Source organism: Kordiimonas gwangyangensis DSM 19435 = JCM 12864 (assembly GCF_000375545.1).
GTDB lineage: Bacteria > Pseudomonadota > Alphaproteobacteria > Sphingomonadales > Kordiimonadaceae > Kordiimonas > Kordiimonas gwangyangensis.
In genome coordinates, this window is the sequence record NZ_AQXF01000002.1 from 624,665 (window position 1) to 639,699 (window position 15,035).

Genomic DNA, 15,035 nt, shown 5'->3' on the forward strand with positions numbered 1-15,035 from the left:
ATCAGCAACAAAAACAAAAAACAGCATGCAGCCTGAAAACGGCCTGAGCCGACGCAAACTTCTGGGCGGTGTCGCCCTTGCCGGCAGTGCGGCCCTCCTCTCCGCCTGTTCAAGCGAAGCAAAAGAGTGCGCGGGCGGGCCTGCCGTCATCTCCAAACAGCGCCAACTCAAGATGGTTACCAGCTGGCCGAAGAATTTCCCCGGCCTTGGCACGGGTGTTGAGCGTCTCGCAAAGCGCATTGAAGCGCTGTCTGACGGCTCCATCACCGTCAAGGTCTATGCCGCCGGTGAACTGGTGGGTGCACTTGGCGGTTTTGACGCCGTGAGCCAGGGCAAGGCGGACATGTACCACGCCGCCGAATATTATTGGCAGGGCAAGTCGCCCGCTTTCAACTTCTTCGCCGCAGTGCCCATGGGCATGACAGCGCAGGAAATGAATGCATGGGTCCGCTTTGGTGGCGGGCAGGAACTGTGGGACGAACTCTCGGGCCGCTTCAATATCAAACCCTTCCTCGCGGGCAACACAGGCGTGCAGATGGGTGGCTGGTTCCAGAAGGACATCAACAGCGTTGAGGATTTTCAAGGCTTGCGTATCCGTATGCCCGGCCTTGGCGGTGAAGTGATGAAACGTCTTGGCGCAACCCCTGTGACCAAACAGGGCGGTGAGATTTTCCAGGCTCTCAGCCAGGGCAACATTGATGCGAGCGAGTGGATCGGGCCTTGGAACGACCTCGCCTTCGGCTTCCACACCATTGTGAAAAACTATTATTACCCCGGCATCCACGAGCCGGGTGCGTCGCTCTCCCTCGGCCTGAATAAAGACCTTTGGGACGACATGGGCCCACGTGAGCAGGAAATCATTCGTGCGGCGGCCGCAGCTGAGAATGATATCATGTTTGCCGAATTTAATGCGAACAACGCCCGCGCGCTCGATACCCTCGTGAACGAACATGGCGTGAAGCTCAAGAAATTCAGCGACGATATCCTGATCGCGCTTGGCAAGCTGTCGGCGGAAGTGCTGGCCGATGCCGCCAAGACCGACGACCTGACCGCCCGTGTGTTCGAAAGCTTCCACAAGGCACGCGCCGAAGGTATACGCTGGGGTGCGATTTCCGAGCAAGCCTTTGCCCACGCCCGCAGCCTGATCGACAGCTAAGCCATGCACCGCATCGTTGCCGCGATTGACGCTTTTTCGGAAAAGAGCGGACAGGTTCTTGCAATCCTGCCGCTCGCGCTGGTGCTTGTGCAGTTTGCTGTCGTGCTGATGGTTTATGTCTTTGCCTCTGGCAGCATCCAGCTTCAGGAAAGCCTGCAGTATATCAACGCTGTCATGTTCCTTGGCGGCGCGGGGTATACGGCTGTGCGCGGTGAGCACGTGCGCGTGGATATTTTCTATTCCAAATTCTCGGAACGCGGCAAAGCCGTCGTCAATCTTCTGGGCACCTTGTTGCTTCTCATCCCGTTCCTCATCCTTTTCTGGATGTCGGCAGTGCCCTTCGTGCTCGATAGCTGGGCAATTGGCGAAACCAGCGTGGAAGCAAGCGGGCTGCCTTACGTCTATATCCTCAAGGCCACGCTTCTGCTGTTCGCGCTCACGCTCAGCCTGCATGCGCTCGCGGATCTCATGCGTAACACCGCCAAGCTGATGGAGCGTTAGGCCATGGATATGTCCATCATTCTTGTCATCAGCATGTTTGTGGCGCTTGTGGGCCTGCTCCTGAGCGGTTTTCCCGTTGCCTTCACCCTGGGCGGCACAGGCTTGCTGTTTGGCCTGATCGGTATCGCGACCGGCACGCTTGACGCCACCTTCCTTGAAATCCTGCCCAACCGGCTGTTTGGCAACGTCATCAGGAATGAGCTGCTGTTCGCCATTCCCCTGTTTGTGGCGATGGGGGTGATGCTGGAGAAATCCAACGTGGCGGAAGACCTGCTTGAGAATATGGGCCGCCTTTTTGGACGCCTGCGCGGCGGGCTTGGTATCTCCGTCACGCTCGTGGGCGCGCTTCTCGCAGCCTCCACCGGCATTGTGGGCGCGACGGTGGTGACCATGGCGCTCCTCTCGCTGCCCACCATGCTCCGACGCGGCTATGACCAGTCGCTCGCCACGGGCTCCATTGCGGCAGCTGGCACTTTGGGGCAGATCATTCCGCCTTCGATTGTACTCATCCTGCTTGCGGACGTTATCTCAAGCGCGTGGCAACAGGCACAGCTCGACGCTGGCAATTTCTCCCCCTCGCCCATGAGCGCGGGTGAACTGTTCGCCGGCGCGCTGATACCGGGGCTTATCCTTGTCGGCTTCTACATCATCTATCAGGTGATTATTGCGGTCCTCAAGCCGTCCTCAAGCCCCGCCATCCCGCGCGAAGAAGGGGAAGCGCTTGACGCTGCTTTCTATGGCCGTCTGTTCCTCGCGCTCGCGCCGCCCATGGTGCTGATTGTGGCGGTACTCGGCTCCATCCTCGCCGGTATCGCAACACCGACCGAGGCGGCATCCGTGGGTGCAATCGGCGCTATCTTCCTTGGTGCCGCGCGCCTTGGCGGCAAGACACGTCTGACGGTGATACTCTCGCTCGCCGCCCTTGTCGGGCTTCTCGTCATCGCCGCAACCATGGACCTGCGCATGAGCCGCGCTGTTGTGCCAGATGCGGACCGCATGGCGTACTTTGGTGCCGCCCTGCTGACCATTCTGTTCACGATTGGCCTTGGCTGGGCGCTGTTGCAAACGCACCGCATTGGTGTGCTTGGCGAAGTCATGCGCTCGACCGTGCGCATCTCCACCATGATCTACGCCATCCTGATTGGCGCAGCGCTCTTTTCGCTCGTGTTCCGCGGCCTTGGCGGTGACGATGCGATTGAAGGCATGTTACACGGCCTGCCTGGCGGGCAGTGGACCGCAATCCTTCTTGTCATGGTGTTGATGTTCATCCTCGGCTTCTTCCTCGACTTTATCGAGATCACCTTTGTGGTGGTGCCGGTGGTCGCCCCCGCCCTTCTCGCGATGGACGGTACCTATGGGCCCATCTGGCTGGGTGTGCTGATTGCCATGAACCTGCAAACCAGCTTCCTGACACCGCCTTTTGGATTTGCGCTTTTCTACCTGCGCGGTGTGGTGCCTGAAAGTGTGCCCACCATCGCCATCTATAAGGGTGTCATTCCGTTTGTGATTATCCAGCTGCTGGCGCTCTTGTTGATCGCGCTCGAGCCTGAGCTTGTCACCTGGCTGCCGTCAAAACTGTTCTAACGGTCAGGATACCCGGCGGCGGATTTCAAGCGCTTGCCCGATGGCCGTAAGCAGCGTTGCACGGTCAACGGGCTTGCCGACAACACCGTCCATGCCCGCTTCCATATAGACCTGCTTGTCGTCTTCCATGGTGTTGGCCGTGAGCGCAATGATCGGGGTGCCTGCCTGTGGGCCGCTGCTCGCGCGGATCGCCCTTGTGGCCGTCACCCCGTCCATCACCGGCATGCGAATATCCATCAGCACAAGGTCGAAGCTACCTTGCTCCACAAGGTCAACAGCCTCGCGGCCATTGCTCACAAGCTTGAGTTCCCAGCCGTAACGCTCAAGGATTTTCTCAATCAGCATCTGGTTGATGGCATTATCTTCCGCGATCAGCACCTTGAGCGGGCCGAACTCGGGTTCATATTCTTCCGCACTGATGGCCTTGAGCGGCGTCTGCGCGGCTTCAGCATGGCCTTCGCGCACCGGCAGGTGCAGGTAGAAGGTCGCGCCCTCACCTTCCCGGCCACTGGCCCGCAAGGTGCCGCCCATCATCTGCGCGAGTTCGCGCGAGATGGAGAGGCCAAGCCCGGTGCCACCAATGCTTTTCGTAGACGATGCATCCAGCTGCTCGAAGCGGGCAAAAATCTTCTCCCGCTCGCTATTGCTGAAGCCGATGCCGGTGTCGCGCACTTCCATCATGAAATGCAGGCCATTTTCGTCGCGGTCGAAATCGAGCACGATATCAATATGCCCCTCTTCCGTGAACTTGACTGCATTGCCGACCAGATTGAAAAGGATTTGCCGGATGCGACTTGCGTCGCCTACGACCGAACGCGGCGCATCGTCCGCTACGCTCACATTCAGCTGCAGGCCCTTGGCACTCGCGGCTGGCTTGAGAGTAGCCGCTGTCTTGACCACAAGGTCTACCGGGTCAAACGCCGCTTCCCTGAGGCTCAGCGTACCCACTTCCATTTTGGCGAGGTCAAGGATGTCGTCAATGATAGTCAGGAGCGAATGCGCGCTGACATTCGCGGTCTCCACCAGTTGCACCTGCTCGTCACTGAGACCGGTGTCCGCCAGCAGGTTGATCATGCCAATGACACCGGCAAGCGGGGTGCGAAGCTCGTGGCTCGTGTTCGCGAGGAACACATCCTTCGCGCGGTTGGCGCGACGGGCGGCTTCGCCTTCCACCAGTGCTTTTTCAAGCTCGACCTGTTTGCTTTCAAGCGCCTCGTTTTTCTCAAGGATGGCACGCTCAGCCTTCAGGAGGTCTGTCACATCCCGCGCGACACTGATGATGCCAGCAACGCGGCCCTTCTGGTCGGCAAGCGTCGTCAGGCTGGCGTCAACGGTCATCACCTCGCCGTCGCCCGCCAGCATGTCGAGGTAGCCGCGCCACTCGCCGCTGTCGCGGATGCCGCCAAGGATGGACATGCGGTCCCAGCGCCAATTGTTATCGTCCGCCATCAGGGTGCTGACACGTCGGCCAACCAGCAGATCACGCGAATGGCCAAACAGCTTGGTCGCGCCTTCGTTCACGTCGGTAATCAGCCCGCTAACGTCGGTAACCACAACCGCTTCGCGCACGCGGCGCAAAATCTGCGCCTGCCCCTGCATCTGCTTGAGCGCACGGCATTCCGCCAGTTTCGAGCTCGCGAGTGAGGCAATGGCTTGCAGTATCTCCAGGTGGTCGTCCTTGAAGTGGCCCACCTCCGGGTTTTCGCAGTCGATCACCCCGAGGATTTCATTGCCGTAGGTGAGCGGCACACAAAGCTCGGACCCCGGTGCCCCGATATCGGCGACATATCCTTCGAACTTGCGCACGTCAGGGATCAGCAAGGCCTTGCCTGTTTGTGCCACCGTACCGGTCACACCCTCACCAGGTACAATCTCTATCGGATTGCGGATGGTGCGGCCTTCCGGGTTCTTCTCCCCGATGGCGGCACGCTGCACCAGTTTTTCGCGTACCGCATCAAATTCGTAAAACACACAGTCAACGAAGCCGAGCTTTGCCACAACTTCCTTGGCGACATACCACGCGAGATCATCGGAATTGGTGATCTGGATCAGGGAGACGGCGAAACTGTTCAGCACCCGCAAGTGCATCTCGCGGCGCTGGATGGAAGCCAGCAGATCAAGCCGCTCGTCGTCAGAGCAAGTCTTGAATTTTTCCGCAAGTTTTCTCAGGTCTTCCACACTGTATCTCTGGATTAGGGTCTTTTACCCATTACCGCCATTCCGGGGCGCCATCATTCGCGGGCAAGGCTAACACTTTGTTTTCTCAAGCGCCACAATGGGAAATTAAACCCACAAGAACGCACCGGTCCACATCTTATTCAAAAGTGCAAAGCCAAGCCTGCAACTTTGGGCAATTGCACGCAACCACCAACAGTCCTATCCCTTATTGAGCGAGTTTTCATCAATCGAGGGAGAAAAAAATGATTGGTTACACGACAGTCGGCACCAAGGATATGGACAAGGCAGCAGCCTTCTATGACGAGCTACTTGGCATACTGGGCGCGAAACGCGCATGGGACTGGGACGGTTTCAAAGGCTGGGCGACAGAGCCGGGCAAGCCCATGTTTGTTGTCACCTACCCCAATGACAAGAATGAAGCGACGGTCGGCAACGGCGTGATGATTGCGCTCTCGGCGCCCGATCAGGAGACAGTGAAGACGCTGTACGACAAAGCGATTGAGCTGGGTGGCACCTGCGAGGGTGAACCGGGCTATCGCGGGTCGGAAGAGATGGGCTTTTACGCCGGTTATTTCCGCGACCTCGATGGCAACAAGCTGAACGCTTTCAACTACAGCCCGAAGAAATAACGGCATCCAATCTAGCCAGAAACGAAAAAGCGCCGGAACTTCCGGCGCTTTTCTCTTGTTCTATCCGCGGAACTTGTTGGACCGCGGGAAGCCCATGGGCGGCAACCGCCCGGCGTTGCCGCGTTTGCCAGTCCAGGGTGCGAGGTCAACCTCCGTGCGCCAGCGGTCGGAATTACCGCCCATCGGCCACGTCAGACCCTCGGCCTTATGGAAGATGGTTACGTCCGCCATGCCGCCATCCTTGTAGCGCTGCAGCGCCACACCTTGGCCGCGCGCCAAGGTCGGCACTTCCTCAAGGTCAAACACCAGCAGTTTGCGGTTCTCGCCAATCACAGCAACACTGTCACCGTCCACGGCAAAACAGTGGGTCGCGACCACGTCGTCCTTGACGTTCAGAAGCTGCTTGCCGCCCTTCTTCATGGCGACAGCCTGGTCCGCTTCCGTCACAAAGCCCTTGCCGATGGACGAAGCCACAAACAGCTTGCCGCCCGGCTGGTAAGGCAGCAGTGCGACGATCTCGTCGTTGGCATCCATATCAACCATCAGACGCACAGGCTCACCGTTGCCGCGCCCGCCCGGCAGCTTGTCAGCGCCCAGCGTGTACATCTTGCCGTTGGTGGCAAAAAGGAACAGCTTGTCGGTCGTATAGGCGTGGAAGCGGAACTTCTCCTCATCACCTTCCTTGTACTTCTGCTCTTCCTCCGGCTTGGCGTGACCCTTGAGCGCACGGATCCAGCCGCGTTTGGAGCAGAGAACCGTGATCGCTTCTTTTTCGATCATCGCTTCAATCGGCACAATCTCGGCCACCGGCGCGTCACCAAAGCGGGTACGGCGCTTGCCAAGGACCGTTTCGGGTCCGAATTTTTCCTTGATTTCAGAGAGCTTGTCGCCAACCGCGATCCACTGAAGCGCGCTTGAGCCAATCAGGGCTTCAAGCTTGTTCTTCTCTTCCTCAAGCTTGGCGTGTTCGGTACGGATTTCCATTTCCTCGAGCTTGCGCAGTGAGCGCAGGCGCATATTGAGGATGGCTTCCGCCTGGTTTTCCGTCAGCTTGAAGGTGCTCATCAAGGACGCCTTGGCGTCATCTTCCTCGCGGATAATGCGGATCACCTCATCAAGGTTGAGGTAAGCAATCAGGTAGCCTGAGAGGATTTCAAGCCGCTTCTCGATCTTGTCGAGGCGGAATTTGGAGCGGCGGATCAGCACGTCGATCTGGTGATCGAGGAAACTGTCCAGCACTTCCTTGAGGGACAGCACGCGCGGCCGCCCGTCATAGGCAATTACGTTCATGTTGAGGGAGAAGCGCACTTCAAGTTCCGTCATGCGGAACAGGCTCTCCATCAACACTTTCTCGTCCACGGCCCGGTTCTTGGGCTCCAGCACGATACGGATGTCTTCGGTCGATTCGTCACGTACGTCGGTCAGGATCGGAAGCTTCTTGTCGCCAATCAGCTCGGCGATCTTTTCAATCAGCTTCGACTTCTGCACCTGATACGGAATTTCGGTGATCACGATCTGATACTGGCCGTGGGAAAGGTCTTCCTTTTCCCAACGTGCGCGCACACGCATGGCACCGCGACCGGTCTCATAGGCGTGTTCGATCGTGTCACGGTTCTCGACAATCTGGCCGCCGGTCGGGAAATCCGGGCCCGGGATGCGTTCCATCAGGTCGCGTACGGTTACTTCGCGGCTCGGGTCACGGCGCGCCTCAATAAGAAGCTGCAGGCCGTCAATCAGCTCACCCGCGTTATGCGGCGGAATATTGGTCGCCATACCAACCGCGATACCGCTCGACCCGTTCGCCAGCAGGTTCGGGAAGCAGCCCGGCAGGATGACAGGCTCGGAATCTTCGCCGTCATAGGTTTCGCGAAAATCGACCGCGTCTTCCTCAAGCCCTTCCATGAGCACGGCAGCGACTTCGGTGAGGCGGGCTTCGGTGTACCGCATCGCCGCCGCGTTATCGCCGTCGATGTTGCCGAAGTTGCCCTGCCCGTCCACAAGCGGGAAACGCACCGCAAAATCCTGCGCGAGGCGCACCATCGCGTCATAGACCGACTGGTCACCGTGCGGGTGGTATTTACCGATCACGTCACCAACCACACGGGCACATTTTTTGTAGCCCGTCTTGGGGTCAAGCTTCAAAAGCCGCATCGCATAGAGAAGCCTGCGGTGCACGGGCTTGAGGCCATCGCGCACGTCCGGCAAGGAGCGGGACATGATGGTGGACATGGCATAGGCAAGGTAGCGCTCGCTCAGTGCGTTCGCGAACGGTGCCTCGATGATATTGTCGCTAAATTCAGGATGTGTCGTCATGGTCTCGACTATAACAAGGCGAATATAAAAGGCTACAAGATGTTGTGGTTATCCACAGAAGATTTTGGCCTGTGCCACGAGGGGTGGTCAAGCTGATTTACGCGCTCTGGCGGCGGATGGAGGCTATGAAACGCTCCCGCGCGGGCGGCTGCTGGCTGGCGTGCACTGCCCATACGTTGCGTTCAAGGAAATAGCCGGTAAGGCGCAGGCCATCCAGCGCGTCATCCGCGCTTGCATCCACCAGTTTACCGCCTGTCATGAAAGCAGGGAGCGGGAGCAGTTTTTCCTTATAGGGTCCGCCCGCTTCAAGGCTGACTGCCCGCCCGGTTTTGGGTGAGACAAAGGCGAGGTTTTCGCCCAAACCTGTGCCCGCACATTTTGTGAGGTCAAGGCCATAACCAAGCTCAGCGAGCACGGCGACTTCAAGCCGCGCAAGCGCAGCGCCCCACATGGCGGCGGTGCCGTCTTCGTGTTCGAGAAGATTGAGGATAGCTTCAAGCCCTTCAAACACGCTGGCGTGCGCCTCCCGCTCGGGCAAGGTGGAGGAGACAACGGCGGTGACGGCCGAAAGCGCACTGATGCGCGCGCCCTCCCCCATCATCTGCCCCAAAGGGCTGTGCAGGAGCTCTATGGTAAAACGGCCCAAATTGGTCTCAAGCCGCGCATACCATGTGACGGAAAGCCGGTTACCCACCTGCAGGTTGGCTTTGTTGCGGCGGCCAAGGCCGCCTTTGACAAACCCGCGCACACGACCGTGCGCAGGTGTCATCACTTCAAGAACGGCATCCGCCTCACCAAGGCGGCTGGCGGAAAGAACAATGCCTTCATCCTGCCATTCCATCGCTTCGGCTTATTCCACGAAGTCGAGGCCCATGTCCTCATAGACGGTGCGGTCTTCGGCCCAGCGTTCGGTCACACGAACGTGGAGGAAAAGGTGCACGCGGCGCTCGAAGCTTGCTTCCATGTCTTCACGTGCCATCTGGCCGAGAAGCTTGAGCATGGCGCCCTGCTTGCCGATCACGATGCCTTTCTGGCTGTCCCGTTCAACGTGGATCACTTGCTCAATGCGCACGCTGCCGTCCTTGCGCTCTTCCCACTTCTCGGTCTCGACCGTGGTGGCATAAGGCAGTTCGTCATGCAGGCGCAGGTAAATCTTCTCGCGCGTGATTTCAGCGGCGAGGATACGCAGTGTCACGTCCGCGATCTGGTCCTCGGGGTACATGAACGGGCCTTCGGGCGCGCGGGAAGCCAGATGCTTGAGCAGGTCACCCACGCCGTCGCCCTTGAGGGCAGAAATCATGAACACTTCATCAAACACACCTGTTTCGTGCAGGTCCTGCGCGAGCGCGAGCAGCTGTTCGCGCTTGATGGTGTCGATTTTGTTGATCGCAAGGATAGCCTGACGCTTGGCGTTCTTGAGGCCGGTGATGATACGCTCAACTTCCTCGTTGCGGCCCTTCTTGGCGTCAATGAGCAGCACGGTGATTTCCGCGTCCTCAGAGCCTTTCCAGGCAGCATTGACCATCGCGCGGTCAAGCCGGCGCTTGGGTTCAAAAATGCCCGGCGTGTCGATGAACACAAGCTGAGTGTTCTCATACATGCCGATGCCCGTCACTTTCGTGCGGGTGGTTTGAACCTTGTGGGTCACAATCGCCACTTTCGCGCCAACAAGCGCGTTCAACAGTGTCGACTTGCCCGCATTCGGCGCACCGATGATGGCGACAAAACCGCAGCGGGTCGTATTCTCACTCATTACTTTTCTCCTGTAAGGCGCGCGAGAAGCGCACCTGCGGCGGCCTGTTCCGCCTGCCGCTTGGCACCACCTGTGGCGATTTCCTCGCCGTGGCCCTCAACCATCGCGGCGATGGTGAATTCTGGATTATGATCCGGTCCGGTACGTTCGACCAGCTTATATTGCGGCAGCGCAACCGCGCGTGCCTGGCACCATTCCTGAAGGAGGGTCTTGGCGTCCTTGAACGCGCTTGGGCCTTCCTTCATGAGCGGCGCCCAGTGTTTGCGGATGAAGGCGCTAGCCACATCAAACCCGCCATCAAGATACATCGCGCCGATGACTGCTTCCGTCACGTCCGACTGGATGGCTTCTTTTTCGCGCGTGCCTTCAGCCTCAGCACCCGGCGTCAGCTTGAGCGATGACATAAGGCCAAGGTGGCAGGCCATCTCCGCCAAAGTCTCCCTGCGCACGAGCGCGGTGAAACGGCGGTTGAGCTTGCCTTCTGCCTCTCCCGGATAGGCTTCAAGCAGCCACGTGGCGATCACGAGGCCCAGCACGCGGTCGCCGAGGAATTCAAGGCGCTGATAGTTGTGCGTACCGGAGAGTGAAGGGTGGGTCAGCGCTTCCTCGAGATAACTCGGTTTCTGGAAGGTGTAGCCCGCAATGGTCACCGGCCCGCTCATGCGCGTGCCTCGTCCATCAGGCGGCGCATTTCCGCGATCGACGCTTCAAGGCCATGGAAAATGGCTTCGCCGATCAGGAAGTGGCCGATATTCAGTTCCATCAGTTCCGGCATGGCGGCAATGGGGCCGACTGTCTCATACGCGAGGCCGTGGCCAGCGTGCATCTCAATACCCAGCGAATGGCCGTATTGCACCGCTTTGCGGATACGCTCCAGCTCCTCCCGCTGCGGTTCGCCCACCAGTTCGCAGTAAGCGCCGGTGTGGATTTCCGTGACTGGTGCGCCAAGTGCCTTGGCGGCATCAAGCTGTTCTTTCGACGGATCGATAAACAGGCTCACACGCATACCAGCTTTACCGAGCGTGTCGACAAAAGGCTTGAGGCGGTCAAACTGGCCAGCCACATCAAGGCCGCCCTCGGTCGTCAGTTCCTGACGTTTTTCTGGCACAAGGCAGGCTGCGTGTGGTTTGTGGCGGAGCGCGATTTCAAGCATCTCTTCCGTCGCCGCCATCTCGAAGTTGAGGGGAACGGTAAGAACATCCGAAAGCGCCGCGATATCTTCGTCGGAGATGTGCCGACGGTCTTCGCGCAGGTGCGCGGTGATACCGTCAGCGCCCGCACGCACAGCAAGGCCTGCCGCACGGACAGGATCGGGGTGCCTGATGCCACGGGCATTCCGGATGGTTGCCACATGGTCAATATTCACGCCAAGGCGCAATTTATTCCTTCTCATAACCTGCCTTTTTTACGCCTCGGGGTTCGTGGATGCGAGACGTGCTTTTTTTTCTTGTAACCTTAGTTGCCGCGCTGCGCGATATCCGCTAAGAAGGGCTTTGAACGAAAAATAGAACAGAAGCCACACGATTATCGCAATCGGCACGCCGCCTACAATAAGCGGAAAAACAACTGGCAGGAAAGAGGATAGATACTCAAAAGGTGCATCAAGGAGTGCATCCCAGCTCCAGCTTGGCACATGTCCGGCCACATGTTCACCAAGCAGAAGCGAGCCCACCTGCCCCGTAAGCGCAAAAATAAACGGGAAAGTCCACGGATTTCCCACCGCTGTCCCGATGGCAGAGGCCACCAGATTACCACGCACCGCCCAAGCCACCGCAAAGCCCATCAGGAAGTGAAGGCCAAGGAACGGGGTGAAGGAAACCGCGGCCCCCGAGGCCACGCCCGCCGCAATGGAGTGCGTGGTGCCCGGCAGGCGCGCAATGCGGTGCCATGTGTAGATGGCTGCGCGCTTCCAGCCTGACCGGGGCCACAGGAAACCTGCAACCTTCCGCCAAGTTGTAAGTGCTACGCGCCGCCGAAACAGCATGGTTGGTTTCCTGTTCTAGGACTTGAGGCCCCGGCTACCCGGCTTGATGGCCGGAATGGCCTTGAGCTCATCCGGCAGGGCATCAGGTGAATAGGTCGGTGCATCAATGGTCACAAGCGCGGTGATGGGTGCCCCAACGTCCGCCTTGCCGCCGGAACGGTTGATAAGCGCACCGGCTGCCACAACATTACCACCCCATTCGTTAATGGTTTTGATGCATTCGCGCGACGAAAGACCGGTGGTGATCACGTCTTCCATCATCAGGATGCGGGCGCCTTCCGGGATTTCAAAGCCGCGGCGCAGGGCAAACTCGCCCTCCACACGTTCGGTAAAGATACCGTTTACGCCAAGCTGGCGCGCAACTTCATAACCCACGATCACGCCACCCATGGCCGGGCTGACCACGAGGTCGATTTCAACGCCGGTGGCTCGCAGCTTGTCCGCGAAGGCCGCACAAAGGCGACCGGCACGCGCCGGGTCCATCAGCACACGCGCGCACTGAAGGTAAACGCTGCTGTGCAGGCCGGAAGACAGCTTGAAGTGACCTTCAAGAAGGGCACCGGCTGCGCGAAATTCATCGAGAACCATTTCCTGATCCATGGGTCTTGCTCCTGTGGCTGGGAATGCGGTCAAAATACCTTAGTGGCGCGGATAGAGCCACCGCCCCGCGCCGTCAAGAAAAATCACTGTAGTGCGACGCTTTTAACCCGCGACGCGGTCAACGCGGCTGATGACCCGGCTAACTCTCAGTGCACGGCTGATGTCATTGAGGTGCTTCACATCGCGCACTTCCACGTCAACAATCATGATATAGAACTCGGGGTCACGCTCGGGGATCACGAGGTTCGAGATATTGCCGCCGCCCTTCGAGACCGTTGCAGCAATCGCTGCAAGCGCACCGCGTTCGTTCACCACTTCAAGGCGCAGGCGCCCCGCGTAGAAGGCGTTGTCCTTGTCGTCATCTTCCCAGCGCAGGTCGATCCAGAGGTCGGGCCGGTCGTCATAATCCTTCAGCGTGCCACAGTCGATGGTGTGGATTTCAGCGCCCTTGCCCGGCACACGAATGCCCACAATACGGTCACCCCGCACCGGGTGGCAGCAGTCCGCAAAATGCACCGCGCCTTCTTTCATGCCGGAAATCGGGATTGCGTTATCATCCACCGCTTCCCAGTCATGGTGCACTGTGGGCAGTCCCTCCCCACGCGCATCTTCCTTGAAGCCCGGGAAGGCCGCGCGCAGGATTTCATCTTCCTGCAAGGTGCCCTGCCCCACGAGCGCATAAAGCATGTCAGCGTCATCAAGGTTCAACACCTTGGCGGCCTGCACGATCACCTGGCTTGAGAAATCAAGGCCATTGCGGCGGCAGGCTTTCTCAATGAGCGTTTTACCAAGGTGGCTGTATTCCACCCTTTCCTTGGATTTGACGTGGCGGCGGATGGCGGCGCGGGCGCGACCTGTTGCCACAAAACTTTCCCAGCGCGGCGACGGTGACTGGCCCTTTGACGTCAGGATCTGGACCTGATCACCGTTTTCAATCTGATGACGAAGCGGGACCATGCGGCCATTCACCTTCGCGCCCACACAGTGGTCACCCACTTCGGTATGCACCGCATAGGCAAAATCAACGGTCGAGGAACCGCGCGGCAGCGAGATCAATTCGCCCTTCGGGGTGAAGCAGAACACCTTGTCCTGGAACATCTCAAGCTTGGTATGCTCAAGGAATTCCTCAGGGTCGTTTGTGTGTTCAAGAATTTCCAGAAGTTCGCGTACCCAGCGGTATTGCGAGCCTTCCACATTGTCAGCCTGCTGCTTGTACTGCCAGTGCGCGGCCACACCAAGCTCAGCTTGCTCATGCATTTTGTGGGTCCGGAGCTGGACTTCAAGCCTATGGTTCTGCGGCCCCATCACCGTGGTGTGGATCGAGCGGTAGAAGTTGCGCTTGGGCGTCGAAATATAGTCCTTGAAGCGGCCCGGCACCATCGGGAAGCGCTGGTGCACGATGCCGAGCGCGCGGTAACAGGTGTCCACATCGTCTACCTTGATGCGGAAAGCCATCACGTCAGACAGTTGCTCGAACGAAATGTTCTGCCGCTCCATCTTGCGCCAAATGGAATACGGGCGCTTGATGCGGCCGCTGACATTGGCGCTGATGCCATGTTCTTCCATCAGTTTCGTGAGCGCGCCGACCATGTCTTTCTCAAGGTCCGGGCTTTCCTCAATGAGGTAATGCAGGCGCGCGTTGATGGATTCCATCGCTTCGGGGTCAATATGCTGGAACGAAAGATGTTCCAGCTCGTCCTTCATGGCGTGCATGCCGATACGCTCGGCGAGCGGCGCATAAATCTCCATGGTTTCCATGGCAATGCGGCGGCGCTTCTCCGGCTTTTTGATATAAAAAAGTGTGCGCATATTGTGCAAACGGTCGGCAAGCTTGACGAGAAGCACGCGAATATCGTTCGACATGGCCAGCAGGAACTTGCGGAAGTTCTCAGCCTGGCGCAGGCTTTCGGTCTGCATCTCAATCTTGGAAAGCTTGGTAACGCCGTCCACCAGTTCGGCCACCTTGGGGCCAAACAGCTCTTCAATCTCGGGGATTGTCGCGACCGTATCCTCAACCACGTCATGCAAAAGCGCGGTCGCAATGGTGTTGCAGTCAAGCTTCATGTCCGTGAGGATACCCGCCACTTCAAGCGGGTGGGAGAAATACGGGTCACCAGACGCCCGTATCTGCGTACCGTGCGCCTTCATGGCAAACACATAGGCCCGGTTCAGAAGGGCTTCATCTATGTTCTTGTCGTAGGCTCTGACTGTTTCAACTAGTTCAAACTGACGGATCACCGGCACGTTCCCATTTTACCCACCCGGCAGGACACAACACACTTGGGTGGCGCTTCTTGTTATCTTAAAGAAATAACTATTCCTGAGAATTTATCCAGC

At 58.6% G+C, this 15,035-nt stretch carries 13 protein-coding genes; 4 read left to right on the forward strand and 9 right to left on the reverse strand.

Annotated elements, in window-relative coordinates; genetic code table 11:
• Positions 1-25 precede the first annotated feature (25 nt).
• From B150_RS0107940 to B150_RS0107950, 3 genes are read left to right on the forward strand one after another with little or no spacing between them, the layout of a single operon-like run.
• Entirely contained in the window at positions 26-1,156 is a 1,131-nt protein-coding gene (locus B150_RS0107940) for a TRAP transporter substrate-binding protein (protein WP_155859980.1), read from the forward strand.
• Between the two features lie 3 nt (positions 1,157-1,159).
• On the forward strand, positions 1,160-1,657 hold the full coding sequence (locus B150_RS0107945) for a TRAP transporter small permease subunit (protein WP_020399376.1): 498 nt from the start codon (positions 1,160-1,162) through the stop codon (positions 1,655-1,657).
• A gap of 3 nt (positions 1,658-1,660) precedes the next feature.
• Positions 1,661-3,241, forward strand: a complete 1,581-nt coding sequence (locus B150_RS0107950) for a TRAP transporter large permease (protein WP_020399377.1) — start codon at positions 1,661-1,663, stop codon at positions 3,239-3,241.
• Positions 3,242-3,244: 3 nt separating this feature from the next.
• On the opposite strand, the gene B150_RS22270 is transcribed toward B150_RS0107950, so the two are convergent.
• Positions 3,245-5,419, reverse strand: a complete 2,175-nt coding sequence (locus B150_RS22270; RefSeq protein ID WP_020399378.1) for an ATP-binding protein — start codon at positions 5,417-5,419, stop codon at positions 3,245-3,247.
• 242 nt (positions 5,420-5,661) lie between these two features.
• Between B150_RS22270 and B150_RS0107960 the strand changes: the two genes are divergently transcribed.
• A complete protein-coding gene (locus B150_RS0107960; protein WP_020399379.1) occupies positions 5,662-6,048 on the forward strand; it encodes a VOC family protein in 387 nt (128 codons plus the stop codon).
• 60 nt (positions 6,049-6,108) lie between these two features.
• On the opposite strand, the gene parC is transcribed toward B150_RS0107960, so the two are convergent.
• From parC to B150_RS0108000, 8 genes are all read right to left on the reverse strand, one after another.
• Positions 6,109-8,361, reverse strand: coding sequence for a DNA topoisomerase IV subunit A (gene parC / locus B150_RS0107965; protein ID WP_020399380.1), 2,253 nt, complete (start codon positions 8,359-8,361; stop codon positions 6,109-6,111).
• 97 nt (positions 8,362-8,458) lie between these two features.
• Positions 8,459-9,202 carry a DNA repair protein RecO gene (gene recO, locus B150_RS0107970; RefSeq protein WP_020399381.1) on the reverse strand — a complete coding sequence of 248 codons (744 nt, stop codon included), beginning with the start codon at positions 9,200-9,202 and terminating at the stop codon, positions 8,459-8,461.
• A 9-nt stretch (positions 9,203-9,211) separates the two neighbouring features.
• On the reverse strand, positions 9,212-10,114 hold the full coding sequence (era, locus tag B150_RS0107975) for a GTPase Era (protein ID WP_020399382.1): 903 nt from the start codon (positions 10,112-10,114) through the stop codon (positions 9,212-9,214).
• A complete protein-coding gene (gene rnc, locus B150_RS0107980; protein WP_020399383.1) occupies positions 10,114-10,776 on the reverse strand; it encodes a ribonuclease III in 663 nt (220 codons plus the stop codon). The genes era and rnc overlap by 1 nt, the downstream gene beginning before the upstream one ends.
• A complete protein-coding gene (locus B150_RS0107985; RefSeq protein ID WP_026168271.1) occupies positions 10,773-11,507 on the reverse strand; it encodes a pyridoxine 5'-phosphate synthase in 735 nt (244 codons plus the stop codon). The genes rnc and B150_RS0107985 overlap by 4 nt, the downstream gene beginning before the upstream one ends.
• Before the next feature lie 12 nt (positions 11,508-11,519).
• A complete protein-coding gene (locus B150_RS0107990) occupies positions 11,520-12,098 on the reverse strand; it encodes a DUF2062 domain-containing protein (protein WP_020399385.1) in 579 nt (192 codons plus the stop codon).
• A gap of 15 nt (positions 12,099-12,113) precedes the next feature.
• A complete protein-coding gene (gene pyrE / locus B150_RS0107995; protein WP_020399386.1) occupies positions 12,114-12,698 on the reverse strand; it encodes an orotate phosphoribosyltransferase in 585 nt (194 codons plus the stop codon).
• 102 nt (positions 12,699-12,800) lie between these two features.
• The gene (locus tag B150_RS0108000) at positions 12,801-14,936 is read right to left on the reverse strand and encodes a RelA/SpoT family protein (RefSeq protein ID WP_025896583.1); all 2,136 of its coding nucleotides are present in this window, start codon (positions 14,934-14,936) and stop codon (positions 12,801-12,803) included.
• Between the last annotated feature and the right edge of the window lie 99 nt (positions 14,937-15,035).